General features: G+C 61.5%; 21 protein-coding genes and 2 pseudogenes. 17 read left to right on the top strand and 6 right to left on the bottom strand.

The features are described from left to right. Positions 1 to 122 precede the first annotated feature (122 nt). The 5 genes from ACM5SV_RS19745 (at position 123) to ACM5SV_RS19725 (ending at position 6,815) form a co-directional block, all read left to right on the top strand. Positions 123 to 1,265, top strand: a complete 1,143-nt coding sequence (locus ACM5SV_RS19745) for a M24 family metallopeptidase (protein ID WP_012760753.1) — start codon at positions 123 to 125, stop codon at positions 1,263 to 1,265. Positions 1,266 to 1,605: 340 nt separating this feature from the next. Next, a complete protein-coding gene (locus tag ACM5SV_RS19740; RefSeq protein WP_041935979.1) occupies positions 1,606 to 2,346 on the top strand; it encodes a DUF4231 domain-containing protein in 741 nt (246 codons plus the stop codon). A gap of 938 nt (positions 2,347 to 3,284) precedes the next feature. After that, positions 3,285 to 3,971 carry a response regulator gene (locus ACM5SV_RS19735; RefSeq protein WP_003555609.1) on the top strand — a complete coding sequence of 229 codons (687 nt, stop codon included), beginning with the start codon at positions 3,285 to 3,287 and terminating at the stop codon, positions 3,969 to 3,971. 2 nt (positions 3,972 to 3,973) lie between these two features. Further along, positions 3,974 to 5,263 (top strand): HAMP domain-containing sensor histidine kinase, encoded by a 1,290-nt coding sequence (locus ACM5SV_RS19730; RefSeq protein WP_003555608.1) that lies wholly within the window; start codon positions 3,974 to 3,976, stop codon positions 5,261 to 5,263. Positions 5,264 to 5,381: 118 nt separating this feature from the next. Continuing rightward, entirely contained in the window at positions 5,382 to 6,815 is a 1,434-nt protein-coding gene (locus ACM5SV_RS19725) for an efflux transporter outer membrane subunit (protein ID WP_419425354.1), read from the top strand. Between the two features lie 17 nt (positions 6,816 to 6,832). On the opposite strand, the gene ACM5SV_RS19720 is transcribed toward ACM5SV_RS19725, so the two are convergent. Genes ACM5SV_RS19720 through ACM5SV_RS19700 form a run of 5 tightly spaced genes read right to left on the bottom strand, consistent with a single transcriptional unit; the run spans position 6,833 to position 12,743 of the window. Further along, positions 6,833 to 7,669, bottom strand: coding sequence for an HpcH/HpaI aldolase/citrate lyase family protein (locus ACM5SV_RS19720; protein WP_221974000.1), 837 nt, complete (start codon positions 7,667 to 7,669; stop codon positions 6,833 to 6,835). Further along, the gene (locus tag ACM5SV_RS19715; RefSeq protein WP_221963152.1) at positions 7,666 to 8,118 is read right to left on the bottom strand and encodes a MaoC family dehydratase; all 453 of its coding nucleotides are present in this window, start codon (positions 8,116 to 8,118) and stop codon (positions 7,666 to 7,668) included. Before ACM5SV_RS19715 ends, ACM5SV_RS19720 begins: the two co-directional genes overlap by 4 nt. Beyond that, positions 8,118 to 9,983, bottom strand: a complete 1,866-nt coding sequence (locus ACM5SV_RS19710; protein ID WP_222015348.1) for an acetyl/propionyl/methylcrotonyl-CoA carboxylase subunit alpha — start codon at positions 9,981 to 9,983, stop codon at positions 8,118 to 8,120. Before ACM5SV_RS19710 ends, ACM5SV_RS19715 begins: the two co-directional genes overlap by 1 nt. Before the next feature lie 7 nt (positions 9,984 to 9,990). Then, entirely contained in the window at positions 9,991 to 11,601 is a 1,611-nt protein-coding gene (locus ACM5SV_RS19705) for a carboxyl transferase domain-containing protein (RefSeq protein WP_221974002.1), read from the bottom strand. Beyond that, on the bottom strand, positions 11,598 to 12,743 hold the full coding sequence (locus ACM5SV_RS19700) for an isovaleryl-CoA dehydrogenase (protein WP_221974003.1): 1,146 nt from the start codon (positions 12,741 to 12,743) through the stop codon (positions 11,598 to 11,600). The genes ACM5SV_RS19705 and ACM5SV_RS19700 overlap by 4 nt, the downstream gene beginning before the upstream one ends. A 159-nt stretch (positions 12,744 to 12,902) precedes the next feature. On the opposite strand from ACM5SV_RS19700, the gene ACM5SV_RS19695 reads away from it, so the two are divergent. Then, on the top strand, positions 12,903 to 13,163 hold the full coding sequence (locus ACM5SV_RS19695; RefSeq protein ID WP_026170885.1) for a type II toxin-antitoxin system Phd/YefM family antitoxin: 261 nt from the start codon (positions 12,903 to 12,905) through the stop codon (positions 13,161 to 13,163). Continuing rightward, positions 13,153 to 13,573: pseudogene (locus ACM5SV_RS19690) on the top strand (hypothetical protein). Before ACM5SV_RS19695 ends, ACM5SV_RS19690 begins: the two are co-directional and overlap by 11 nt. On the opposite strand, the gene ACM5SV_RS19685 reads toward ACM5SV_RS19690, so the two are convergent. Further along, complete coding sequence (locus tag ACM5SV_RS19685) at positions 13,547 to 14,632, bottom strand: AraC family transcriptional regulator (RefSeq protein WP_221974004.1); 1,086 nt, start codon at positions 14,630 to 14,632, stop codon at positions 13,547 to 13,549. The pseudogene ACM5SV_RS19690 and the gene ACM5SV_RS19685 overlap by 27 nt on opposite strands. An 82-nt stretch (positions 14,633 to 14,714) precedes the next feature. Between ACM5SV_RS19685 and ACM5SV_RS19680 the strand changes: the two genes are divergently transcribed. From ACM5SV_RS19680 to ACM5SV_RS19635, 10 genes and pseudogenes are all read left to right on the top strand, one after another. Next, complete coding sequence (locus ACM5SV_RS19680; RefSeq protein WP_222004598.1) at positions 14,715 to 15,482, top strand: 3-hydroxyacyl-CoA dehydrogenase; 768 nt, start codon at positions 14,715 to 14,717, stop codon at positions 15,480 to 15,482. A gap of 23 nt (positions 15,483 to 15,505) precedes the next feature. Then, positions 15,506 to 16,693 (top strand): acetyl-CoA C-acyltransferase, encoded by a 1,188-nt coding sequence (locus ACM5SV_RS19675; protein ID WP_222004599.1) that lies wholly within the window; start codon positions 15,506 to 15,508, stop codon positions 16,691 to 16,693. A 16-nt stretch (positions 16,694 to 16,709) separates the two neighbouring features. Next, on the top strand, positions 16,710 to 17,837 hold the full coding sequence (locus ACM5SV_RS19670; RefSeq protein ID WP_222015350.1) for an acyl-CoA dehydrogenase family protein: 1,128 nt from the start codon (positions 16,710 to 16,712) through the stop codon (positions 17,835 to 17,837). Between the two features lie 65 nt (positions 17,838 to 17,902). Continuing rightward, positions 17,903 to 19,135, top strand: coding sequence for a thiamine pyrophosphate-dependent enzyme (locus tag ACM5SV_RS19665; protein WP_003555592.1), 1,233 nt, complete (start codon positions 17,903 to 17,905; stop codon positions 19,133 to 19,135). A 1-nt stretch (position 19,136) separates the two neighbouring features. Further along, the gene (locus ACM5SV_RS19660; RefSeq protein ID WP_017958371.1) at positions 19,137 to 20,150 is read left to right on the top strand and encodes an alpha-ketoacid dehydrogenase subunit beta; all 1,014 of its coding nucleotides are present in this window, start codon (positions 19,137 to 19,139) and stop codon (positions 20,148 to 20,150) included. Between the two features lie 3 nt (positions 20,151 to 20,153). After that, on the top strand, positions 20,154 to 21,383 hold the full coding sequence (locus tag ACM5SV_RS19655) for a dihydrolipoamide acetyltransferase family protein (RefSeq protein WP_222015351.1): 1,230 nt from the start codon (positions 20,154 to 20,156) through the stop codon (positions 21,381 to 21,383). Between the two features lie 5 nt (positions 21,384 to 21,388). Then, the gene (gene lpdA / locus ACM5SV_RS19650; RefSeq protein WP_222015358.1) at positions 21,389 to 22,786 is read left to right on the top strand and encodes a dihydrolipoyl dehydrogenase; all 1,398 of its coding nucleotides are present in this window, start codon (positions 21,389 to 21,391) and stop codon (positions 22,784 to 22,786) included. A gap of 181 nt (positions 22,787 to 22,967) precedes the next feature. After that, positions 22,968 to 23,264: pseudogene (locus tag ACM5SV_RS19645) on the top strand (IS6 family transposase); the annotation flags it as partial. Between the two features lie 38 nt (positions 23,265 to 23,302). Then, the gene (locus tag ACM5SV_RS19640; RefSeq protein WP_206615929.1) at positions 23,303 to 23,566 is read left to right on the top strand and encodes a hypothetical protein; all 264 of its coding nucleotides are present in this window, start codon (positions 23,303 to 23,305) and stop codon (positions 23,564 to 23,566) included. A 50-nt stretch (positions 23,567 to 23,616) separates the two neighbouring features. After that, complete coding sequence (locus ACM5SV_RS19635) at positions 23,617 to 25,383, top strand: cadherin domain-containing protein (RefSeq protein WP_222015359.1); 1,767 nt, start codon at positions 23,617 to 23,619, stop codon at positions 25,381 to 25,383. The last annotated feature ends 101 nt before the right edge of the window (positions 25,384 to 25,484 follow it).

Genomic DNA, 25,484 nt, shown 5'->3' with positions numbered 1-25,484 from the left:
GGCTATCTCCTCACTTTTCATGTCGACATATTGCCTACAGCGGCATTAGTGTCGGTTCAAGATCCTGGCTGCAAGGCGAGGGTTTCATCGATCTCGAAGCGCAGGAAAAGCAGGAAAACAACATGTCGTGGCAGCACCCCGTACCCCGCATCACTGAGGACGAACGGCAGAACCGCCTCGCCGGGCTTCGGAAACTGATCGAAGCCGAAGGATTGGCTGCCGTGCTTCTTGGGCCGACCGAAAGCCTCCACTACTTCACCGGGCTCGTCTGGCATCCGAGCGAAAGGTTCCTCGGCGCGCTCGTCATGCCCGCGACCATTTCCTACATCGTTCCGGGGTTCGAGCGCAGCCGTGTCGAAACGCTGCCACATCTGCCGGGGGAAATCCTGGTCTGGGAAGAGGAGGAGAGCAGCGCCGCTCTCATCGCCCGCCTTGTTGCCCAGCGCGGCAGACTTGCCCTCGACGATGGCTTGCCGCTTTTCTTCTATCACGCATTGGCAGCGGAGATGGGCGCGGCAAGGCTTGCCGATGGCGGGCGGCTGATCCGCGACCTGCGTTGCATCAAATCGGCTGCAGAGCTTGCCCTCATTCAGTATGCGATGGACCTGACGCTCGACGTCCACAAGCAAGTGCATGGGCTTTTGAAGCCGGGCATCAAATCATCCGAGGTGGTCGAATTCATCGACCGACAGCATCGCCAGGCCGGCGCCGATGCCGGCTCGACGTTCTGCATCGTCTCCTTCGGCGCGGCGACCTCGCTTCCGCATGGCGCCGACGGCGATCAGGTCCTTGGTCGCGACGACGTCGTTCTCGTCGATACCGGCTGCCGGATCGACGGTTATCATTCCGATATCACCAGGACCTATATTCTGGAGGACGGCAACAGCGCGTTCGAACGCGCCTGGTGGATCGAGCGCGAGGCGCAACAGGCCGTCTTCGACGCAGCCCGGATCGGCGCCGCCTGCTCGAGCCTCGACGATGCGGCCCGCAAGGTGCTTGCCAAACACTCGCTAGGCCCCGACTATCGCCTGCCGGGTTTGCCGCATCGCGCCGGTCATGGCCTCGGGCTCGAGATCCACGAGGAGCCATACATCGTTCGCGGCAACGACGCGCCGCTTGCCGCCGGCATGTGTTTTTCCAATGAACCGATGATCGTCTTCCCCGGGAAATTCGGGATCCGGTTGGAAGACCATATCTACATGACCGCCGAGGGACCACGCTGGCTGACCAATCCAGCGGCGGGACCGACAAAGCCATTCTCCTGAGAAGGCCCAATCTCACCCGCTCAGGCAGCGCCGATTTTCAAGTGGCTGTCAGGCTGGGCGACCTTGAGGAGATCATCGCCGCGATCAAGCCTGACGATCGCTCACGCCGCGCAGATCGTCCGACAGCACCAGGACTATATTGGCCTCGATCTCGGCCGGCCGCTGGCGATCAGCGTAGCCTGAAGCGACCGGATTGAAGAGGTGGAGGCTGCCCCGGCCCGCACATTAGCGAGAGGTGCCGGAAATTCGATCCGTAAAGTATTACTTCGCAAACATTACTTGCTTTCTGGCGTGGTAAAAGGTTGACTATGGTTAACCCTATAGTCTCGAGGATAGGATGATGGATTTGTTTAGAAGGGAGGGGGATGACCAGGCTCAACTGAAGAAAATGACACTAAATAGCAGATATAGAAATATAGCGGCGATGCTTTCGATTGCAGTGGTTGCCCTGTCTATATTCTTGATATCGATTGGCGCTTTAATTGAGTTTTTTCAACCCGCATTTTTGTCAAACGTCATTCTCGACGACGTCCCTTTGCACTACATCGCGTGGTTCATGATAACCTTCGGGATCACTATCGCCGTCATCAACGTGATTTTGGCGGCAAGGCGGGAGATCGAGCAAGAGACGGCCGAAAGCATGCTTCCATCGGACGCAGCCGAGATCAAAAGGCAGGCTTTGCGTGACCTTCGAACACATCGAAACGGCTATGCTCGTTCCTCCAAGGTTAATCAATATCTCTGGAATTTTCTCACCTTGGCGATCATCGTTTTGAGTGGCCTTTCATCATTGTTTTCGGCCTATGGACCGGTTGTCCCGAATTGGCTGCCAATGACCGCTTCCGCGCTCGTGGCGCTTTTCGGCGTCATAATGGTCCAATTTCGCGTCAGGGATGTCTGGCAATTGAGAGAGCAGGGCAGGATTGAAGCGGAAATGCTGGTCGCCGATGCGCATCTCATTGAGACGACAGACAACCTTGCAACGCTCAAACAGGTAGCCGCCCTCAGAAGGCGCGCCCATGCACTTGAGATGAAACAGCTCAACCAGCTCTTCGTGGAAACCACAGAAGCAAATCGGTAAGTCACTCTCGGCATATGGCGGGACCGTTCTTCTGAGCGGGAATATGCCTCGTCGCTCGAGCACGTGTCGACTGACGCTCCACGACTTTGACAACGAACCGATGCCTCACGACGGTCCCTAGTGTCAGCGTTCGCCTTCTATTTCGGCCCTTCGCTCTGCGCCCGTGCCGCGCTCGATGGCTATTGCCGCCTTTCCTCGAGGCGATGCGCCGCAACCTCGTCGGCGTCGGTAGGCTTGTTGAACTGTTCGATCTGCCCGGTAAACACGCCCTGATCACCCGGAGCATCAATCACCCCGTTCCCCCAATGGAGATGTCTTCCAGGTGAGCATGACGCTCTATTGGAACGGTTTCTGCGCGTCCTGAGTGGATCCCGGGACTCAAGAAAGAAGCAATTGAGACATAGTTCTTTGAAGCAAGCTTCGATAACCACCGCCAAATCTCGACACAGATGACTTTCCGCTCCGCAAAGCGGCACCGCAGAATATTTCGATGTGCCTTGGACACACGACACTCCGGATCGAACTGAGGTCGAACTCTAATAGCTGTGTGGATGTTAAGCGCGGTTAAGGAAGTGTAAAGTTTGGTAAAGGTTCTCTCTGCGACACAGGCCAGGTACGCTGTTGGCCGAGAAAATGCAGGACGCGCAGGCGGCGCGGGGCCGCCTGCGGGGTAACGCGTCCCGCGGTCTCGTTCCGGGGGGGAATTCGACCGAAGAGGTGGTCAAAGGCATCGATGCCTTTTCCCGATCCGCGCCAACTCAACGAGGGATTGCGGGCCATGTCGCTGCAATCCGGTTTCAGCGCGTATTATGTCATGGCAGGATCAGTAGCGGGACGAACGTTAAGTGCGGTCAAGTTAATGTTAAGTTAGGTAAAACTTGGCTGCGCGACTGTATTTGTGCTGTATGGCTTGCCGGGATTGAGAGCGGATAATGCGAATGAACAAGGTTCTCCTTATCGACGACGATGCCGAGCTGACGACGCTTCTGCAGGAATATCTGGTCGAAGAAGGATATGAGGTCGTCACGGATACAGACGGGCGCGCCGCCATTGCCGCGGCGGCCGGCAATACGGTTGATATTATCGTGCTCGACATCATGATGCCTCGGATGAACGGGATCGAGGTTCTGCAGAGGATCAGGAAGCTCAGCCAGGTTCCTGTGCTGATGCTTACCGCAAGGGGCGATGACGTCGACAGGATATCGGGTCTCAATCTCGGCGCCGACGACTATGTGCCGAAGCCATGCTCGCCGGGCGAACTTGCGGCGAGACTGCGCGCCATCCTCCGCCGGGCGGGCCAGCCGGCGGCCGGTGCTTCGATCGACATCATAAGGGCGGGAAAACTCGTGATCCATCCTGGCAGCAGGATCGCCGAATGGCGCGGCGAAAGCTTGGACCTGACCGGCACGGAATTCAGCCTGCTCGAGGTCCTCGCCCGCAGCGCCGGCCAGCTCGTGTCGAAGCAGGACATTTCGAAGCGGGCCTTCGGCAAGCCGCTGACCCCGTTCGATCGCCGGATCGACGTCCATATCAGCAGCGTTCGCCAGAAGCTCGGACTGAGGGAGGATGGCCAATCCTGGATCCAGTCCGTTCGCGGCCAGGGCTATCAACTTCTCGTGGACTGACCATGCCCCGGCTTTTCTGGAAATTCTTCACGACGATCTGGTTGACGATGGCGGCAACCGTCGGCGTCATCATCCTGCTCGTCAATTTCCTCCAGGGCGTTCCTTTTGCGCGCGAACTGGAGGAAGAGCGGCGAGTGATCGCCCTGAATCTCACCGCAAACATGCTCGCCAGAGATGGTGAGGATGCCGCCGCGCATTTCGTGCGCGCAAGTGAAGAGACGCTACCATCTGGTCTGACGATCTCCAAAACGGCGAAAGCCGATGCCTGCGCGGTTCAAAAGACCGTCGACACACGATTCGTCCTGAAGGACGAGGTTTGCTACCAGATTTCCCTGCCGGCCAAGGCGACGTTCACGTTCGAGAACTTCGGTCCGTTCTTGCCGTGGCTCACGATCCTGATTTCGAGCACGATTTCGGCAGGTGCACTCGCCCGATATCTCATTCGTCCCGTGGTGCATCTGCGCGATGGCTTGAGCGCGCTCGCCCATGGCCGCTTCGATTTCCGCATCGGTGACAAGATGGCCGGCCGAAAGGACGAGGTTACCGCGCTTGCGCATGACTTCGATTCCAGCGCCGCCCGGCTTCAGGAGCTGCAGGATGCGCAGCAGAGGCTGTTCCATGATGTCTCCCACGAGCTGCGTTCGCCTTTGTCCCGCCTGCAGGCCGCCGTCGGCGTGCTCCGGCAGAGCCCGGCGAAACTCGGCGCCATGCTAGACCGCATGGACCGGGAGGTCGAACGGCTGGATGCGCTGGTCGGCGAAGTTCTGACGCTTGCCAGGTTGACTGCCGGATCCAGCCGGCCGCTGAAAACGCACACTCTTGATGTCATCGAGCTGCTCAACGAAATTCTCGGCGATGCGGCATTCGAAGCTCAGGCGCGGGAGGTCTCAATCACAACCAGTGTCGAGGGCGTTTTCCGCGCCGAAGTCGAAGGCGAGCTCATCTACAGGGCGCTCGAAAACGTCGTCCGCAACGCCGTCAAGTACACAGCCGAGCATTCGCGCATATCCGTATCGTGCGAGACGACAGACGAGCGCCTCAAAATCTGTGTCACCGATCAGGGGCCAGGTGTCAGTCGAGACGAACTCGAACGGATCTTCCAGCCGTTCTCACGCGGAAACGAGGCTGTACCGAGAGGTGGATATGGCCTGGGTCTGGCCATCACCAGACAGGCCATCGAGCGCCATGGCGGGCGTGTGCATGCGTCGTTGCCGGATGCCGGAGGTCTTGCAATCACCCTGGAGCTTCCCCGAAAGCCGACGTCCTATGGTTCGGCTGATGACCGGGCCTGATCCCGCCCAGCGATTTTACCTAACTTTACAGTGTCTTTACCGCCATTAACGCTGGCGCCGCTAAGCCTGAACCCACGATCCCGGTTCAGAAAGCTCGCCCGTGAATCCGTCGCTCTGCATGAACCTATCATCGCTGCGCAACGCCGCATCGGCGGTCACGCTTCTGCTGGCAGGCTGCGTCAGCGGCCCGGATCACGTTCCCCCAGAGATGCCGCTTCCTGCCAAATTCAAAGAAGGAAGTACCAAGAGCAACGGCGATGTCGTGGCGGCGCAGTGGTGGACGGCCTATCGTGACAAGCGGCTCGACGGCCTGGTGGCTCATGGCCTCAGCGAGAACCTTGATGTCCTGCAGGCGCTCGAGCGCATCAATTCGGCTTTCGCCAATGTCACGGTTGCCGCTGCCGGTGGCCTGCCGAGCCTCGATGTCGGCGCATCGCACACGGTATCCGGCGAGAAGGGTTCTGAGCGTACGACGATCGGTACCACGAATGAGACAGGTGGCGAGGCCAGCCTTTCCTGGCTGCTCGACATCTTCGGCCAGTACCGTCGCTCGAAGGAGAGTGCGATCGCCTCGCTGGGGGCCGCCTATGCAACGGCCGACAATGCAAAGCTCACCTTTCTGAAAGACCTGGTCGAGAGCTATATCGACGCCCGCTATTATCAGCAGCGCATCGCGCTTTCGCAGGCGAATTTGAAATCCCGCCAACAGACTTACGAACTCACGCAGCTGCAGCTCAAGGCGGGTGCGGCCTCCCGCCTCGACGTCGTTCAGGCCGAGGGTCTGGTACAGTCGACAAAGTCCGACATTCCTGGCCTCGAACAGAGCTTCACCGAATCGGGCCATCACATTGCCACTCTGCTCGGGATGCCGGCGGCCTCGCTGATGGGCGAACTGCAGAAAAGCGCCGGCCAGCCGGTTTTCCGTGGCGACATTCGGGCCGGCATTCCGGCCGATCTCATCCGCAACCGTCCCGATATCCGCAAGGCGGAACGCGAGCTGGCGGCGGCTGTCGCCGATATCGGGGCCGCGGAAGCCCAGCTCTACCCGTCGATCTCGCTATCCGGCTCGATCTCGCCGAGCTGGGTCAAATCATCCGGTGCAAGCGGCGGAACTCTGACCAGTTGGTCCTTCGGGCCGACACTCAACCTGCCGATCTTCGATGGCGGCAAATTGCGTGCGAATGTCGACATCGAAAAATCCGATGCCAGGACCCAATATCTCGCCTGGAAAGCTGCGGTGCTGAACGGGGTCGAAGAGGTTGAAAATGCGCTGTCGGCTGTTCGCCGTGACACGCAGACGCTCGAACCGTTGCGCAGACAGGTGCAGACGGCACAGGAGTCGCTTGCGCTTTCGACCACGAGCTACAAGGATGGCGCCTCGTCATTGCTCGACGTCCTGGAGGCACAGCGGTCGGTCTCCGATGCCCAGGAAAGCCTTGCCGACACCGTGCAACAGGTTGCCAAGGACTATGTGGATCTCTACGTCGCCATCGGCGCCGGCTACCTCAGCCGAGAGAACGCCGCCTCCAAGCACACCGCAAAGGCGGGCTAATTGGTGGCGCATTTGCTCTATCGCCCGGCCACATCGAGAATGCGGGTCGCGAGCTTGAGATGCGGCAAATCCATCATGCGTCCGTCAAGCTGGATGACGCCCGCGTCGGGGCTGGCGGCAAAGGCGGCGGCGACTTTCTCCGCCCAGGCGATCTCGGATGCATCCGGCGTGAAGGCGTGATTGATCGTTTCGACCTGGCTCGGATGGATGGCCATCATGCCGGAAAAGCCGTCGCGCCGGGCTCGGCCGACATAGGCCCTGAGACCGTTCAGATCGTGGAAATCGGGATAGACGGTGTCGATTGCCGGAACGCCGGCGGCATGGGCTGCGAACAGCGTGAGCGAGCGGGCAAGCTCGTAAGGCGGCGTGTAGCGGCCATCCGTCCTCCGCGCGGTCGTAGCCCCCATCGCGGCAGGCAGATCCTCCGCCCCCCATGTCAGGCCGCAAAGGCTGGTCGCGACATCCCGGTAGCTGCCGATCTCGAAGATCGCGGATGGCGTTTCGGTTGCTATCGGCAAGATCGGAATTACAGATGCAAGAGAGCCTGCAAGCTTCAGCACCGAAGCGGCACCCTCGGCCTTCGGCAGCACGATCGCGAAAGGATGAAGGCCGCTCAAAGCGGCAAGGTCGTCTTCGAATTCTGGGGAGGCGAGGGGATTGATGCGGATCAGGAGAGGGGTCTCGCTGGCATGATGCAGGACGAACTCGTGCACGCTCTCGCGCGCTTTCGGCTTGTTTGCGGGCGCAACCGAATCTTCCAGGTCGAGAATGACGGCATCGGCGCCTGAGGCGAGCGCTTTTTCGAAACGCTCCGGCCGGTCACCGGGCGCAAAGAGTAGCGAGCGCAGCCTCATGACGGTTTCACCTTCAGCAGTGCCGTGCGCAGGCACTGGCAGACGATCTCGCCGCGCTGGTTCAGGGTGATATGCCGGAAGGTGACGATGCCGGCATCGGGGCGGGAGTTCGAGCGACGCAGCTCCATCACTTCCGTTTCCACCCGCAGCGTATCGCCGATGAAGACCGGCTTTGGCATCGTTACCTTGTCATAGCCGAGATTGGCGACGAGCGTGCCGAGCGTGGTGTCGCCGACCGAAAGGCCGACGGTGAGGGCAAAAGTGAAGGTGCCGTTGACGACGATCCGGCCGAATTCGGTCCCGGCCGCATAGTCGGCATCGAGATGCAGCGGTTGCGGATTGTGGGAGAGCGTCGTGAAGAGCAGATTGTCGGTCTCGGTGACCGTGCGGCGGACGTCGTGGGCGATGCGGTCGCCGACCGTCCATTCGTCGAAATAGCGGCCGGCCATCAAATCTCCTCCTTCACAATGCTGACGACCAGCTGGTTTTCCGAGACCCTGATCCCCGAGGAAACCTGCAGCTTTTCGACGATGCCGTCGAAGGGCGCACGCAGAGAATGTTCCATTTTCATCGCTTCGACTGTCAGCAGGCGGTCCCCCTTGGTGACACGATCGCCTTCGGCGACATCCACCGAAATGACCAGGCCGGGCATGGGTGACAGGATCGCGCCATCACCGGCACTCTGACTTGCCTCGACCTCGCTGGCGACGGGCAGGCTGATCGGCCAGGCATTGCCGGCCTCGAAAAGCACCGTGGTTTCACCGATCGTGATGGTATTGGCCTCAAACTCCGGACGCGATTGCCCCCAATGGAGGTGATCGCCAATACGGATGCGCACCCTCTTGTCCTCTGCGCCGGCGATGCGGAACCCGGTCAGCGCGGTCCAGGGATTACCATCGGTGTTCTTTAAAAGCGCCGTGGCCGCGCTATCGATTGCAGTTTCGCTCGGCTCCGTCGCCACAAGCCTTTCGTCATGACGATCGAGAAAGCCGGTATCGATCCGAGCTGCGCGAAAATCCGGATCGATGGCGATATGGGCGAGAAGACCAGCATTGGATCTGACCGGCCAGACCTCGATGCCAGCGCAGGCGGCTGCGAGCTTCGAAAGTGCGGCCTCGCGGTTCGGCCCATGCGCAATGATCTTGGCAATCATCGGGTCGTAGAAGGCGGTGATGTCATCCCCTTGCTCGACACCGCTATCGACACGGACGGTTTGCGGCAGGCTGAGATGTTCAAGCCGGCCGATCGACGGCAGATAGCCGGCGGCAGGATTTTCGGCATAGAGCCGGGCTTCGAAGGCCCAGCCGCTCATGGCGATCTCGTCCTGCATTTTCGGCAGCGGTTCGCCGCTAGCGACCTTCAACTGCCAGAGCACCAGATCCTCGTCAGTAATTGCCTCGGTGACCGGATGTTCCACCTGCAGGCGGGTGTTCATCTCCATGAACCAGATGCGATCTTCGCAAAGGCCTTCCGAGGCATCGGCGATGAATTCGATGGTGCCGGCGCCGACATAATTCACCGCTCTTGCGGCTTTCACCGCCGCATCGCAGATCACTGCCTGGGTGGCGGCATCGAGACCGGGGGCAGGGGCCTCCTCGATGACCTTCTGGTGACGGCGCTGCAGCGAACAATCGCGTTCGAAGAGATGAACGCAATTTCCGAGCTTGTCGGCGAAAACCTGCACCTCGATATGGCGCGGATTGGCGATATAGCGTTCGATCAGAACGCGGTCATCGCCGAAGGCGGCAGCCGCCTCACGGCGGCAGGAGGCGAGAAGTTCGGCGAAATCCTGTGGGCGATCGACGCGGCGCATGCCCTTGCCGCCGCCACCAGCGACCGCCTTGATGAGCACGGGATAACCAATGATATCAGCCTCGGCCGCCAGCCTCTCTTCGCTCTGGTCCGCGCCGATATAACCGGGGGTCACAGGCACGCCGGCTGCTTGCATCAATTCCTTGGCCGCATCCTTGAGCCCCATCGCCCGGATTGCGGCAGGGGGCGCGCCGACCCAGATGATCCCGGCCTTTTCCACCGCTTCGGCAAATCCGGCATTTTCCGAAAGGAAACCGTAGCCGGGATGGATCGCGGCAGCGCCGGTTTTCCGGGCGGCATCGAGGATGCGTTCCTGCGAGAGATAGCTTTCGCGGGCCGGCGAGGGGCCGATGGCGATCGCCTCGTCCGCCTCCCTGACGAAGGGGAGGCCGGCATCGGCCTCGGAGTAGACGGCGATGGTGCGGATGCCGAGCATCTTGGCCGAGCGGATGATGCGGCGAGCGATTTCGCCCCTGTTGGCAATGAGAAGGCTTTCCATCATCGGCGCCTCACATCCTGAACAGGCCGAAGCGCGGCCCTTTCGGGATCGGCGCATTCAGGCAGGCGGAAAAGGCAAGGCCCAGCACGTCCCGTGTCTGGCGCGGATCGATGATGCCGTCGTCCCAGAGGCGAGCCGTGGCATAATAGGGATTGCCCTCGGCCTCGTAGCCGGCGCGGATCGGCGCCTTGAAGGCTTCCTCCTCTTCAATTGGCCAATTCTCACCGCGCGCCTCCGTGGAGTCTCGGCGGATCGTGGCGAGCACCGAGGCCGCCTGTTCGCCGCCCATCACGCTGATGCGGCTGTTCGGCCAGGTGAAGAGAAAGCGCGGGCGATAGGCGCGGCCGCACATGCCGTAATTGCCGGCGCCGAAGCTGCCGCCGATGATGACCGTGACCTTCGGCACGCTCGCGGTCGCAACCGCCGTCACCAGCTTTGCCCCATCCTTGGCGATGCCGCCGGCCTCATAACGGCCGCCGACCATGAAGCCGGAGATGTTTTGCAGGAAAAGCAAAGGCACGCGGCGCTGGCAGGCGAGCTCGATGAAATGCGCGCCCTTCAGCGCGCTTTCGGAAAACAGCACGCCGTTATTGGCGATGACGGCGACGGGCATGCCCCATATGCGGGCGAAGCCGCAGACCAGCGTGGTGCCGTAGAGCGGCTTGAACTCATGCAGTTCCGAGCCATCGACGATCCGGCCGATGACCTCCCGCACATCATAGGGCGAGCGCACATCCCCCGGGATCAGGCCGCAGAGATCCTCGGGATCGAGTTTGGGCGGCCGTGGCTGCTGCAGGTCGATATCAATGGCCTTCACGCTGTTGAGAGTGGCTGCGATATCACGCACGAGCAGCAGCGCATGCTCGTCGTTTTCGGCGACATGATCGACGACGCCGGAGCGGCGGCCATGGGTTTCGGCGCCGCCGAGCTCTTCGGCCGAGATGATCTCGCCGGTCGCGGCCTTCACCAGCGGCGGGCCGGCAAGGAAGATCGTGCCCTGATTGCGCACGATGACCGTTTCGTCGGACATGGCGGGCACATAGGCGCCGCCGGCGGTGCAGCTTCCCATCACGCAGGCGATCTGTGGGATTCCCTCGGCCGACATCTGCGCCTGATTGTAGAAGATTGCGCCGAAATGGTCGCGGTCGGGAAAGACTTCGGCCTGATGCGGAAGATTGGCGCCGCCGCTATCGACCAAATAGAGACAGGGCAGGCGGTTCTGCATGGCGATCTCCTGCGCCCGCAGATGTTTCTTCACCGTCATGGGGAAATAAGCGCCGCCCTTCACCGTCGCGTCATTAGCGACGATCATCACTTCGCGGCCGGACACGCGGCCGATGCCTGATATGATGCCGGCGCCGGGCGCCTCGTCATCATACATGCCGTTGGCGGCCAGCGTGCCGATCTCCAGGAACGGGCTGCCGGCATCGATGAGCAGCTGGATGCGATCGCGCGGCAGCAGCTTGCCTTTGCCGGTATGGCGCTCGCGCGCCGTTTGCGATCCGCCCTCGCGCGTTTTCGCCGAACGATTGAGGAGTTCGTCGATCAGGGCTTTATTCTTGCTGGCATTGGCCTTGAAGCTGTCGCTGTCGCGATCGATCGCAGTCGAAATCACCGTCATGATGCAATGAGCTCCCGGCCGATCAGGTAGCGGCGGATCTCATTGGTGCCGGCGCCGATATCGTAAAGCTTGGCGTCGCGCAAAAAGCGTTCGACCGGCCATTCCTTGGTATAGCCGGCGCCGCCGAGCGCCTGGATCGCTTCCAGCGAGACCTTCACGGCATTCTCGCTGGCGAAAAGGATCGCGGCAGCAGCATCCGTGCGCGTCGCGCGGCCGGCATCGCAGGCGCGAGCGACGGAATAGACATAGGCGCGCGCCGAATTCAGCGCGACATACATGTCGGCGATCTTGCCCTGCATCAGCTGGAAATCGCCGATCGCTTTGCCGAATTGCTTGCGATCGCGCACATAGGGCAGCACGACATCGAGGCAGGCTTGCATGATGCCGAGCGGCCCGCCGGCAAGCACGGCGCGCTCATAATCAAGGCCGGACATCAGGATCTTCACGCCTTCGCCTTCCCTGCCCATCAGCGCCTCGGCCGGCACCGCGCAATCCTCGAAGACCAGTTCGGCCGTATCGCTGCCGCGCATGCCGAGTTTGGAAAGCTTCTTGGAGACGCCGAAACCGGGCAGGTCTTTCTCGATGATCAAGGCGGAAATGCCTTTCGGGCCGGCCGCGGGATCCGTCTTGGCATAGACAACAAGCACATCGGCATGCGGCGCGTTGGTGATCCAGAATTTGGTGCCGTTCAGAACATAGCGGTCGCCTTTTTTCTCGGCACGCAACCGCATGGAGACAACATCGGAACCGGCGCCGACCTCCGACATGGCGAGCGAGCCGACATGTTCGCCGGAGATCAGCTTCGGCAGATAGCGGCGCTTTTGTTCCGGCGAGGCCCAGCGGCGGATCTGGTTGACGCAGAGATTGGAATGGGCGCCGTAACTGAGCCCCACGGAGGCCGAGGCGCGCGAAACCTCTTCCATGGCGACGACATGATCGAGATAACCAAGACCGGCGCCACCGAATTCTTCCTCGACGGTGATTCCATGCAGGCCGAGCGCACCCATCTCGGGCCAGAGCTGGCGTGGAAACGTGTTGCTTTCGTCGATCTCCACGGCCAGCGGAGCAATATGATCGGCAGCAAACCGCGCCGTCGTTTCACGGATCGCGTCCGCGGTTTCGCCGAGCGAAAAATCAAACATGGCACTCCTCCCGCTGAAATATGTAGCGCGGGTTGCGGCAGGGTCAAAGTGCCCTTGAATGATGCGGCCGAAGAACCTTGCGAATTCTTGTCGAGAGCGCGTGAGCGCCATTTTCTTGAAAAGATGGAATATATGGAAATCAAACCGGAGACGATGATCATGCGACAGTTCACGACAGGTGATCTCAATAAACAGATTGGTGATGTGACCGATGTCGCGAGCCGCGAGCCGGTTATTCTTACCCGCCACAACAAGCCACGTTTCGTGCTGATGAGCTATGAGCACTATCAGCGGATGCGCAGCGGCGGGGACCCGCGTCGTGCCCATCACATTTCGGAGATGCCGGACGAGCATGCCGAATTGTTCGGCGAGGCGATTGAGCGGCTGGCGCACGGTGAAGGCTACGACGATAAGCCATGAGTTTCGTCCTGGCGAGGTGGTTACCTATCCCTATCTCTGGGCGTGGCAACAGCAGCGTGGTGAGACCGAGGGGCGCAAACAACGCCCAGTCTGTGTCGTCATCGCGATCCGCAGTGCGAGCGATGGAAACACGCATCTCGTCCTTCTGGCAATCACCACACAGCCGCCGGAGGTGGGAAGGGTGGCCCTGGAAATTCCCGATATCGAACACCGTCGCGCCGGTCTCGGTGATCTCAAACAGAGTGGGATCGTCGTCGACGAATACAATTACGATATCGTCGAGCGATCCTGGTACATCGAGCCTCATCAGGCGGTTCTTTGGCCGCTTCAGCAAGTCGTTCATGATGAAGGTTGCCGCCATGTTCGCGAAAGCGCGAGGCCAGTCAGGGCGGGTCAACCGATTCGACTGACATGCCCTCGATTTCCGCTCCGTCCCGCCGAAAGCCCTCGGGGCTCTTGCCCACCCATTTGCGGAAGGCCCGGAAGAAGGCGCTCGGCTCGGAATAGCCAAGCTGCACGGCAATCTCACCGATGGTCATCGTCGTGTTCAGCAGCAGTTCGACGGCGAGGTCGCGACGGATGTCGTCCTTGATGGCGGCATAGCTTTGTCCCTCGTCGCGCAGGCGGTGGCGGAGTGTGGAGGGCGGCATGCGCATATCGGCGGCAAGCTCGGCAAAACTCCGCCACATGGCAGGCGTCGCCTGGTTCAGGCGACGGCGGACGCCGGCGGCGATGCCCGCATCATAACGGTAGCGCACTAGAATATTGGCGGGTGCGCCGCGCAGGAACTGTTTGAGCGCCTGTTCGCTGCGCCCCACCGGCAGGTCGAGCAGGGCGCTGTCGAAGCCGAGCCGGCTGATAGCTTGCGAGAAACGTACGGGCGCGCCGAAGAATAGCCGGTAGTCGGCCCCTTGTTTGGGTTCCGCGCAGCGGAAATCGACGAGCCGGATCGGAATGCGCCGGCCGACCAGCCAGCAGATGAGGCCGTGCAGGATGATCCAGTAGGTGCGGTAGGCGAAGGCCGAACGCGGGCCGCCGGCATCGCTCAGTTCGATCTCGGCCAGACCGTCGCGGATGACGAGCCGTCCCCGGGGGTCGTCGAGCACGACATCGAGGAAGCGCAGCGCCCGGCGCAGAGCGTGACCCAGCGTCGGCGCATGCAGCACAGAGTGGCAAAGCAGCGTGAAGCTGCCGCTACGCATCGGTCGACCCCCCATGCCGAAGAATTCATCGTCGAGCTCGACAGCGATCGCCAGCCAGAGCGCGCCATAGGTCTCTGCCGAAACCGGCTGATCAACCCAGGATGCCAGGCCGACGCGGGCAAGGACCGGCGCCGTCGGCTTGCCGAGCCGCCGCAGGCTGTCGAGTGCCTCCTCCACGAAGCCCGGCGCGATCATGCGTCGCTCGATCTCGGCCATTCTATCCTCGCTATGGCAAAACTGGCCGAAATAATGGAGCAGTTCTGTCATCGCTTGCAATAGGTGGAGCGAATAGAATCGTATCCGTCGGTTGCGCTTGGAGGGGGCGCAGTCGGCAGGGAGGAAGAGATTCATGCTGATCCGTGGAGCAAGTTTCATCGTGACCGGCGGCGGCTCCGGCTTGGGTGCGGCAACCGTGCGCGCGCTTGTGGAGGCCGGCGGGCGCGTGACGATTGCCGATCTTAACGCGGAAGCCGGTCAGGAAATCGCCCGAGAATTCGGAAGCGATGCCTGTTTCGTCGAGGCCGATGTGACCGATGGCGAGAAGGGGGCGGCGGTGGTTGCCGCTGCCGTCGAAGCCTTTGGCAGCCTGCGCGGTTTGGTGAATTGCGCAGGCGTCGCACCGGCCGAAAAGGTGATCGGCCGCGACGGACCGCACCGGCTGGAGAATTTTGCCCGCACGGTCGGCATCAATCTCATCGGCACGTTCAACATGATCCGGCTGGCCGCCGCAGCGATCCAGACGACCGAGCCGGATGCGGAAGGCGAACGAGGCGTCATCGTCAATACGGCCTCGGTCGCCGCCTTCGACGGCCAGATCGGCCAGGCAGCCTATGCCGCCTCCAAGGGCGGGGTGGCGGCGATGACCTTGCCAATCGCCCGCGAGCTTGCCCGTCACGGCATTCGCGTTGTGTCGATTGCGCCGGGCATTTTCGAAACGCCGATGATGGCTGATATGCCGGCCGAGGTTCAGGCAGCACTCGGCAAGAGCGTGCCCTTTCCGCCGCGGCTTGGCCGTCCGGCAGAATTCGCCGGGCTGGTACGCCATATCTTGGAAAACAACATGCTGAACGGCGAGGTCATCCGCCTCGACGGCGCATTGCGGATGGGCGCGCGCTGAGCGCTTTGCCCGAAGGAGGAAAGATGGTTTTGCAAGACCCCATCGTTATCGTCGGTGCAGCGCGCACCCCGATCGGCAGCTTTCAGGGAGAGCTGAAGGAGGCGACAGCGCCGGAACTCGGAGCAACGGCGATCCGCGCGGCATTGCAGCGGAGCCGCGTCGAGGCCGAGGCGATCGAGGAGGTCGTCTTCGGCTGTGTACTGCCGGCGGGGCAGGGCCAGGCACCGGCCCGCCAGGCGGCGATCCATGCCGGTCTGCCCTTCGCCACCGCGGCCAGCACCGTCAACAAGATGTGCGGCTCGGGCATGAAGGCGGTGATGATGGTGCATGACCTGATCGCCGCCGGCAGCGCTTCTGTAGCGGTTGCAGGTGGCATGGAAAGCATGACCAATGCGCCCTATCTCCTTGACAAGGCCCGTGGCGGCTACAGGCTCGGCCATGGGCGTGTCGTGGATCATATGTTCCTCGACGGGCTGGAGGATGCTTATGACAAGGGGCGCTTGATGGGCAGCTTCGCGGAGGATTGCGCCGAGGCCTATCAGTTCACGCGCGAGGCGCAGGACAGCTACGCCATCACCTCGCTGACGCGGGCGCAGAAGGCGATCGCCGAAGGCTGTTTCGAAAGCGAGATCGTGCCGGTCACCGTAAAAACGGGTAAAGCCGAGCAGGTGGCGAGCCGGGACGAACAGCCCGGAAAGGCGAAGCTCGACAAGATCCCGACGCTGAAGCCCGCCTTCCGCGAGGGCGGCACGGTGACCGCCGCTAATTCCAGCTCGATCTCCGATGGCGCGGCGGCCCTGGTGCTGATGCGCCGCTCCGAGGCGGAGCATCGCGGCCTGAAGCCGCTTGCCACGATCCTTGGCCATGCCACGCATTCACAGGCGCCCAATCTTTTTGCCACCGCACCGATCGGCGCGCTGCAGAAGCTGTCCGATCGCACCGGCTTGCCGCTGTCGGCGGTTGATCTGTTCGAAATCAACGAGGCTTTCGCCGTCGTCGCCATGGCGGCGATGCGCGATCTCAACCTGCCGCATGAAAAAGTGAACGTGCATGGCGGCGCCTGCGCGCTCGGCCATCCGATCGGCGCCTCGGGGGCTCGCATCCTGGTGACGCTGCTTGCAGCACTGGAGCGATACGACCTGAAGCGCGGCATGGCCGCGCTCTGCATCGGTGGCGGCGAGGCGACCGCCGTTGCCATCGAACGGCAATAGGAGAGGGAGAGAACAGATGATCCTTTCCGACCTCCAGCAGCAAATCTCAGATCTCGCCCGTGACTTTGCCCGCGACCGGCTAGCGCCGGGGGCAGCCAAACGCGACCGGGAGCATCTCTTCCCACGCGAGGAATTGAAGGAAATGGGTGAACTCGGGCTGCTCGGCATGCTGGTGCCGGAAGCCTATGGGGGATCGGATACCGGCGTGGTCGCCTATGCCGCGGCGCTGGAGGAGATTGCCGCGGGCGACGGAACCTGTTCGACGATCATGAGCGTGCATAGCTCCGTCGGCTGTGTGCCGATCCTGAAATTCGGCGCCGAGGAGCAGCGGCAGCGCTTCCTGCCGAAACTGGCCAGCGGCGAGTGGATTGGCGGCTTTGCGCTGACCGAGCCGCAGGCCGGCTCCGATGCCTCGAACCTGAAGACCCGGGCGCGGCGTGATGGCGACCACTACGTGATCGACGGCTCCAAGCAATTCATCACCTCGGGCAAGAACGGCAATGTCATCATCGTCTTTGCCGTTACCGATCTCGATGTCGGAAAGAAGGGCATCACCGCCTTCATCGTGCAGACAGATACGCCGGGCTACGAGGTGATCCGCGTCGAGGAAAAACTTGGGCTGCATTCCTCCGATACCTGCCAGATCGCCTTCAACAGCATGCGCATTCCGGCAGAACTCAGGCTCGGTGCGGAAGGCGAGGGCTATCGCATCGCGCTCGCCAATCTCGAGGGCGGACGGATCGGCATCGCGGCGCAGGCCGTCGGCATGGCGCGGGCGGCCTTTGAGGCGGCGCGCGATTACGCCCGCGAGCGTACCGCTTTCGGCAAGCCGATCTTCGAGCACCAGGCCGTTGCCTTCCGCCTTGCCGATATGGCGGTGCGGATCGAGGCGGCGCGGCAGCTCGTCTTTCATGCCGCGTCCCTCAGGGAGGCAGGGCTGCCCTGCCTGTCGGAAGCCTCGATGGCGAAACTCTTTGCCTCCGAGATGGCGGAGCGCGTCTGTTCCGATGCGATCCAGATCCATGGCGGTTATGGCTACATGGCCGATTATCCGGTCGAGCGCATCTACCGCGATGTGCGCATCTGCCAGATCTATGAAGGAACGAGCGACGTGCAGCGCATGGTGATCGCCCGCAATCTATAAGAACCACATCCGGCCCTGCTTCCGGAGGAGAGGAGCAAGGCCGGCAAAGGGAGGAAAGAAAAGACATGGTGGATTCCGCTCGTTTGAGCCTGCATGTCCCCGAACCCGCCGTTCGCCCGGGCGGTCAGCCCGATTTTTCCAACGTCAAGATTGCCAAGGCCGGTTCGGTGCCGCGGCCGGAGGTGGATGTCGCATCCGAAGATATCCGTGATCTCGCCTATTCCATCATCCGCGTTTTGAACCGCGAGGGCGAGGCGGTCGGTCCTTGGGCTGGGTCGCTCTCCGATGAGGCGTTGCTGACCGGGCTTCGCAACATGATGAAGCTGCGTGCCTTCGACGCCCGCATGCTGATGGCGCAGCGGCAGGGCAAGACCTCCTTCTACATGCAGCATCTCGGTGAAGAAGCCGTCAGTTGCGCCTTCCGCAAGGCGCTCGAGACGGGAGATATGAATTTCCCGACCTATCGCCAGGCCGGCCTGCTGATTGCCGACGACTATCCGATGGTCGAGATGATGAACCAGATCTACTCGAACGAGAGCGATCCTTTGCGCGGCCGGCAACTGCCGATCATGTATTCCTCCAAGGAGCATGGCTTCTTCACCATCTCGGGTAATCTCGCCACCCAATATGTGCAGGCTGTCGGCTGGGCGATGGCCTCGGCGATCAAGAACGACAGCCGCATTGCCGCCGCCTGGATCGGCGACGGATCGACGGCGGAATCGGATTTCCACTCGGCGCTGGTTTTCGCCTCGACCTACAAGGCGCCTGTTATTCTCAACATCGTCAACAATCAGTGGGCGATCTCCACCTTCCAGGGCATCGCCCGCGGCGGCTCCGGCACCTTCGCGGCGCGCGGCCTCGGCTTCGGCATTCCGGCGCTGCGTGTCGACGGAAACGACTATCTCGCCGTCCATGCCGTCGCCTACTGGGCGGCAGAGCGCGCGCGGCGCAATCTCGGCCCGACGCTGATCGAATATGTGACCTATCGCGTCGGCGCGCATTCGACCTCCGACGATCCGAGCGCCTATCGGCCTAAGACGGAATCGGAGGCCTGGCCGCTCGGCGATCCCGTGCTGCGGCTGAAGAAACATCTGATCGTCAAGGGTGCGTGGTCGGAGGAACGGCATGTGCAGGCCGAAGCCGAAATCATGGACGAGGTGATCGAGGCGCAGCGCCAGGCAGAGGCGCATGGCACACTGCATGCCGGCGGCAGGCCTTCGGTGCGCGACATTTTCGAGGGCGTCTATGCCGAGATGCCGCCGCATATCCGCCGCCAGCGACAGAAGGCGGGGTACTGATATGGCCAGGATGACGATGATCGAGGCCGTGCGCAGCGCCATGGACGTCTCGATGGCACGGGACGACAATGTCGTCGTTTTCGGCGAGGATGTCGGCTATTTCGGCGGCGTCTTTCGCAGCACGCAGGGCCTGCAGGCAAAATACGGCAGAACGCGCTGCTTCGATACGCCGATCAGCGAATCCGGCATCGTCGGCACGGCGATCGGCATGGCGGCCTATGGGCTGAAACCCTGTGTCGAAATCCAGTTCGCCGATTACATGTATCCGGCCTATGACCAGCTGACGCAGGAGGCGGCGCGCATCCGCTACCGTTCCAACGGCGATTTCACCTGCCCGATCGTCGTGCGCATGCCGACCGGCGGCGGCATTTTCGGCGGCCAGACGCACAGCCAGAGTCCGGAGGCGCTTTTTACCCATGTCTGCGGGCTGAAGGTGATCGTGCCGTCCAATCCCTATGATGCCAAAGGCTTGCTGATCGCGGCGATCGAGGACCCTGATCCGGTCATGTTTCTGGAGCCGAAGCGCCTCTATAACGGCCCCTTCGACGGCCATCACGAGCGGCCGGTGACGCCCTGGTCGAAACACGACCTCGGGGAGGTGCCTGATGGCCATTACACCATCCCGATCGGCAAGGCCGAAGTGCGGCGCGCGGGATCGGCGGTGACCGTCGTTGCCTACGGCACCATGGTACATGTGGCGCTTGCTGCGGCCGAGGATGCCGGCATCGATGCCGAGGTGATCGATCTCAGAAGCCTGCTGCCGCTCGATCTCGATACGATCGTCAAATCGGTCTCGAAGACGGGTCGTTGCGTCGTCGTGCATGAGGCAACCCTGACATCCGGCTTCGGCGCCGAGGTCGCAGCACTGGTGCAGGAACATTGCTTCTATCATCTCGAAGCGCCAGTCGTGCGTGTTGCCGGCTGGGACACGCCCTATCCGCATGCGCAGGAGTGGGACTATTTTCCCGGTCCCGGCCGTGTCGGGCGGGCGCTTGCCGAAGTCATGGAGGCCTGAGCCATGAGCGAATTCATCATCAAGATGCCTGATGTCGGGGAAGGGGTCGCCGAGGCCGAGATCGTAGAATGGCATGTGAAGACGGGAGATCCCGTCCGTGAGGACATGGTGATCGCCGCCGTCATGACCGACAAGGCCACCGTGGAAATTCCGTCTCCTGTCAATGGTACCGTCACCTGGCTTGCCGGTGAAGTCGGAGACCGTATCGCGGTCAAGGCTCCGCTGGTGCGGATCGAGACGGCGGGAGATGTCGGCGAGGTTCAGTTTGCAGGGATTTCGCAGACGCCGATTGCCGGAACGCCCAAGGCCGAGATTGCAAAACCTGCTCCGCCAGCGCCAACTCCCGCGCCGGCGCCGGCGGAAAAGCCGCTTGCCGCGCCCTCCGTGCGGCTCTTCGCCAGGGAAAGCGGTGTCGATCTTAGGCAGGTGCAGGCGACCGGACCGGCCGGGCGCATCCTGCGCGAGGACATCGAGCAATTCCTAAGCCATGGGACCGCGCCTGCAACGGCAAAGAACGGCTTTGCCAGGAAGACGGCGACCGAGGAGATCAAGCTGACCGGCCTGCGCCGCCGCATTGCCGAGAAGATGGTGCTTTCCGCCTCGCGCATCCCCCACATCACCTATGTGGAGGAAGTGGATATGTCCGCGCTTGAGGAGTTGCGCGCCACCATGAACGGCGATCGCAGGCCTGATCATCCAAAGCTGACGGTTCTGCCCTTCCTGATGCGGGCGCTGGTCAAGGCGATTTCCGAGCAGCCTGACGTCAACGCCACTTTCGACGACGATGCCGGCATCATCATGCGCTATAGTGCTGTGCATATCGGCATCGCCACGCAGACACCGGCCGGTCTGACAGTGCCGGTGGTGCGGCATGCCGAAGCCCGTGGCATCTGGGATTGCGCCGCCGAGATGAATCGGCTGGCGGAAGCGGCGCGCTCGGGGACTGCGACACGCGATGAGCTGTCCGGCTCCACCATCACCATCAGCTCGCTCGGTGCGCTTGGCGGCATCGTCTCGACACCCATCATCAATCATCCCGAAGTGGCGATCATCGGCGTCAACAAGATCGCCACGCGACCGGTCTGGGACGGCACGCAGTTCGTGCCGCGCAAGATGATGAACCTCTCCTCCAGCTTCGATCACCGCATCATCGACGGCTGGGATGCGGCAAACTTCGTCCAGCGCATCCGCACGCTCATCGAAACGCCTGCGCTCATTTTTATCGAAAGCTGAGATCCATGAAAGAGATCGTCTGCAAGCTCCTCGTCATCGGTGCCGGTCCGGGCGGTTATGTCTGCGCCATTCGCGCCGGACAGCTCGGCATCGATACCGTCATCGTCGAGGCCGGCAAGCCGGGCGGCACCTGCCTGACGGTCGGCTGCATTCCCTCCAAGGCGTTGATCCATGCGGCCGAGGAATTCGATGCGACGCAGAAGATGCTTGCCGGCAAGAACCCGATGGGCATCCGCGTCGAAGGCGCCTCGATCGATCTCATGAGGACGATTGCCTGGAAGGACGGGATCGTCAGCCGGTTGACGACCGGTGTTTCGGGGCTGCTGCAGAAGGCGCGAGTCAAGATCGTCCACGGCCGAGCCCATTTCCGCGATGGCAAGACGGTGGAGGTGGAGACGGAAACCGGCCAGCAGATCATCCGCGCCGAGACCGTGGTGATCGCCACCGGTTCGGATCCGGTGGAGCTTGCGAACCTGCCTTTCGGCGGCCGCGTGATTTCCTCGACAGAGGCACTGTCGCTGACGGAACTTCCGAAAAAACTCCTCGTCGTCGGCGGCGGTTATATCGGGCTGGAGCTCGGGACGGCCTTTGCCAAGATGGGGTCTGATGTGACGATCGTCGAGGCGACGCCACAGGTGCTGCCGCAATATGATGCCGAGCTGGTACGCCCCGTCATGCGCAAGTTGACCGAAGGCGGTATCCGGGTGTTGACGGCTGCGAAGGCGATTGGCCTTGCCGACAATGGAGAGGCATTGATCGTCGAAACGGCTGATGGCCGGCGTGAGACCCTGCCGGCGGACCGCATCCTCGTTACCGTTGGCCGCCGCCCAAGAACCGCAGGATCCGGTCTCGAAGAGCTCGATCTCGATCGTGCCGGGCCTTATCTGAGGATCGACGACCGCTGCCGCACCTCGATGCGCGGGATCTATGCGATCGGAGACATAACCGGCGAGCCGATGCTTGCCCATCGGGCCATGGCGCAAGGCGAGATGGTGGCGGAAATCATCGCCGGGAAGAAGCGGGCCTGGGACAAAAGATGCATTCCCGCCATCTGCTTCACTGACCCGGAGATCGTCAGCGCCGGCCTGTCGCCGGCGGAGGCGAAGGCGCAAGGCTACGAAATTCGCACCGGCCAGTTTCCGTTCAGCGCCAACGGGCGGGCGATGACGATGCTGTCCGAAGAGGGCTTCGTGCGCGTCGTAGCCCGGGCCGACACCAATCTCGTGCTCGGCCTGCAGGCGGTCGGAGCCGGGGTTTCCGAACTCTCGGCGGCTTTTGCGCTGGCCATCGAGATGGGTGCACGCCTGGAAGACATCGCCGGCACCATCCACGCGCATCCGACCCGCAGCGAAGCGGTGATGGAGGCGGCGCTGAAAGCTTTGGGAAGCGCGCTGCATATCTGAGCCGGAGTCCTGTATGAAAGGTGGCAATCTCCGAAAAAATTGAGCAGGGAAACCGTCCCGCGATGATTATCGAATTTCTCGACGGTCTCCGTTCGTCCCAAGCAACAGACTGGTTAGTTTCGTTCAGTTCGGTGTTGCCACATAAACCTGCTGTCAGTGAGCGGGGTGTGGAGATGGTGGGATGAAGAATTCAGCCATCAGCTACAAGCGTCACCGTCTCCCGCAACAGATCATCGCGCACGCGGTCTGGCTGTATTTCAGATTTCCTTTGAGCCTGCGGCTGGTAGAGGAAATGCTGCTGGAGCGCGGCATCGTCGTTTCGTATGAAACGATCCGGCGATGGGGTCGGAAATTCGGACCGGCCTACGCGAAGCAAATCCGCCGCCGACGGCCGTCGGGCCGGGACGTCTGGCATCGGGACGAGGTGGTAGTTTCCATCGCCGGCCGCAAACACTGGCTCTGGCGTGCCGTTGACCAGGACATGACGAGATCGGGCAGGCGTTCAAGGCAGCGGGATTGGATGCCTATCTCGTTCATGTGCTGTCGCCGGGCGACCTCGACGCCATTGCCACGACACGTGAGGCGGGAACGCGGATCGCCTATTCCGAGCAGCAACTGTCGGGCTGGATCTTGGCCGTTCAGGGCGTAGTCGCCTATCTCAAGGGGCAACCACGCTCTGGCGGTAAGATCGGAATTTGGGAATTTCCCTTGGCGCGCAAATCGCGGCATAGATCCGCAGGGGGTTGTCGTCCGTTGAAGCTGCAAGAACAGTTCTACTGAGGATTTCTCATTTTCATAGAATACAAACGCATCTTTTTGGAAAGTTTAATATGGCCTTGAATATTCTGAATACGAACGGCGCAACGATCACCAAGACCGGCGCCGAGTTCGAATCTTACGACGTCATCCGCAATTCCGAAATCAATCCTCTCCTCTCGGTCAATCTGGTCATCTCCGATTCCGGGACGGTTGATCTTGCTGACGAACTGGGCTCTGGCTCCGCGAATGTGACCGGCTCAAACGGCGACAATGCGATCACAACAGGCGCAGGCAACGATAACATCGATGGCGGCGAGGGCGCAGACACACTGAATGGGGGCGCCGGAAACGATCTGCTTCGTGGCGGTAATGGCAATGACACGCTTGACGGCGGTGATGGCAATGACTGGCTCGCGGGCAGAGATGGCAATGATATTCTGAATGGTGGTGACGGCAATGACCAGATTATAGACGACGTCGGAAATGACGTCATCAGAGGCGGCTTGGGCAACGATACGATTTCCGATGGTGACGCCGGCGGCCGTAACCCTGAGGTCTTCGACATCAATGCGGGCGACGGCGACGATGCCATAAGCGTGAAGGGGCAGGGCTCCGGAACAATCGACGGCGGCGCGGGGATCGATACTCTCCAAGCCTCTGAGCTAAGAGGCCTGACGATCAAGAACATTGAAGTCCTTGAAACGGTGGGATACTGGGTTGCCGGTTCAAGCGCGCAGTTCGAAAGCTTTGACACGATCGTGTGGTCGACCGATTCGTTCCACAATTTTAACCCCGCATTGGCAGTGACAGACAGCGCCCACCTCGATCTTTCCGACGAACTGGGAGATCGCGGGGCTTTCGTTACCGGCTATGTCTCTGGCGTTGACGTCAAGACCGGCGGTGGTAGCGACGAGTTTACAGGCACCGATGGCAACGACATTTTCGACGGCAGCGGCGGCAACGACATCATCAATGGCAAGGCCGGCAATGACAAGTTGACCGGGGGCGCCGGCAACGACACCATCAATGGCGGCGCCGGCATCGATACCGCGATCTTCTCAGGTAATTTCGTCAATTATTCCTTCGCATTGAACAACAGCGATCACATTCTGACGAGCGCCCTGGAGGGCAAGGACACGCTGACGGACGTCGAATTCGCGCGCTTTGCCGACGGCGTCTACGATTTCGCCACGGAAACCTTCATAAGCAGCAATACCGCGCCGACCAATATCCAGCTCTCGAAAACCTCCCTGTCGGAAAGCACGCCGATATGGACCACGGTCGGCCTGCTCAGCGCCAAGGACGTCGATGGTGACAAGCTCACTTACACGCTGCTCGACGGCGCCAACGATCATTTCCGGATCAACGGCAACCGCATCGTTACCTCCAAGGCTCTGGATTACGAGACGGCCAAGTCGCACACGATTAAGGTCGCCGTCTCCGACGGCAAGGTCTCGGTCGAAAAGGACATCACGATCAACGTCCTCGACGTCAACGAAACCCCTGCCAACAAGGCGCCGACCAATCTCGCTTTCTCGCGCAGCTCGATCTCCGAGATTGTCGCGATCGGCACCTCGGTCGGCCTGCTCACGGCACGCGATCCGGAGGGCAGCGTGGTGAAGTGGCGGCTGACGGATGATGCTGACGGCATCTTCAAGCTCGTCGGCAACAAGATCCAGACAAAGGCGGCGATCGATTTCGAAAGCACCCACAGCCTGACTTTCACCGCCGAAGCCTATGACGCTGCCGGAAACGCCACGAGCCACGATTTCACGGTGGCCGTGAAGGACGTCTTCGAGCCGTCCTTTTCTAGCTTGTCGCATGAGGCGTTGATCTAACTGCGACTGGATTGCCGTCAGGCGCGGAGATGCGTTGTGATCGTCTCTGGATGCGTTGCGAAGGGATAGGTCTGCCACCTCTCCTCCTTCATTCCTGTGCT

Origin of the sequence: Rhizobium sp. CRRU65 (assembly GCF_048551595.1) — a bacterium.
Taxonomy (GTDB): domain Bacteria; phylum Pseudomonadota; class Alphaproteobacteria; order Rhizobiales; family Rhizobiaceae; genus Rhizobium; species Rhizobium leguminosarum_J.
The sequence above is the reverse complement of the archived record's forward strand: the minus strand, read 5'-3'. Positions and strand labels throughout refer to the sequence as shown.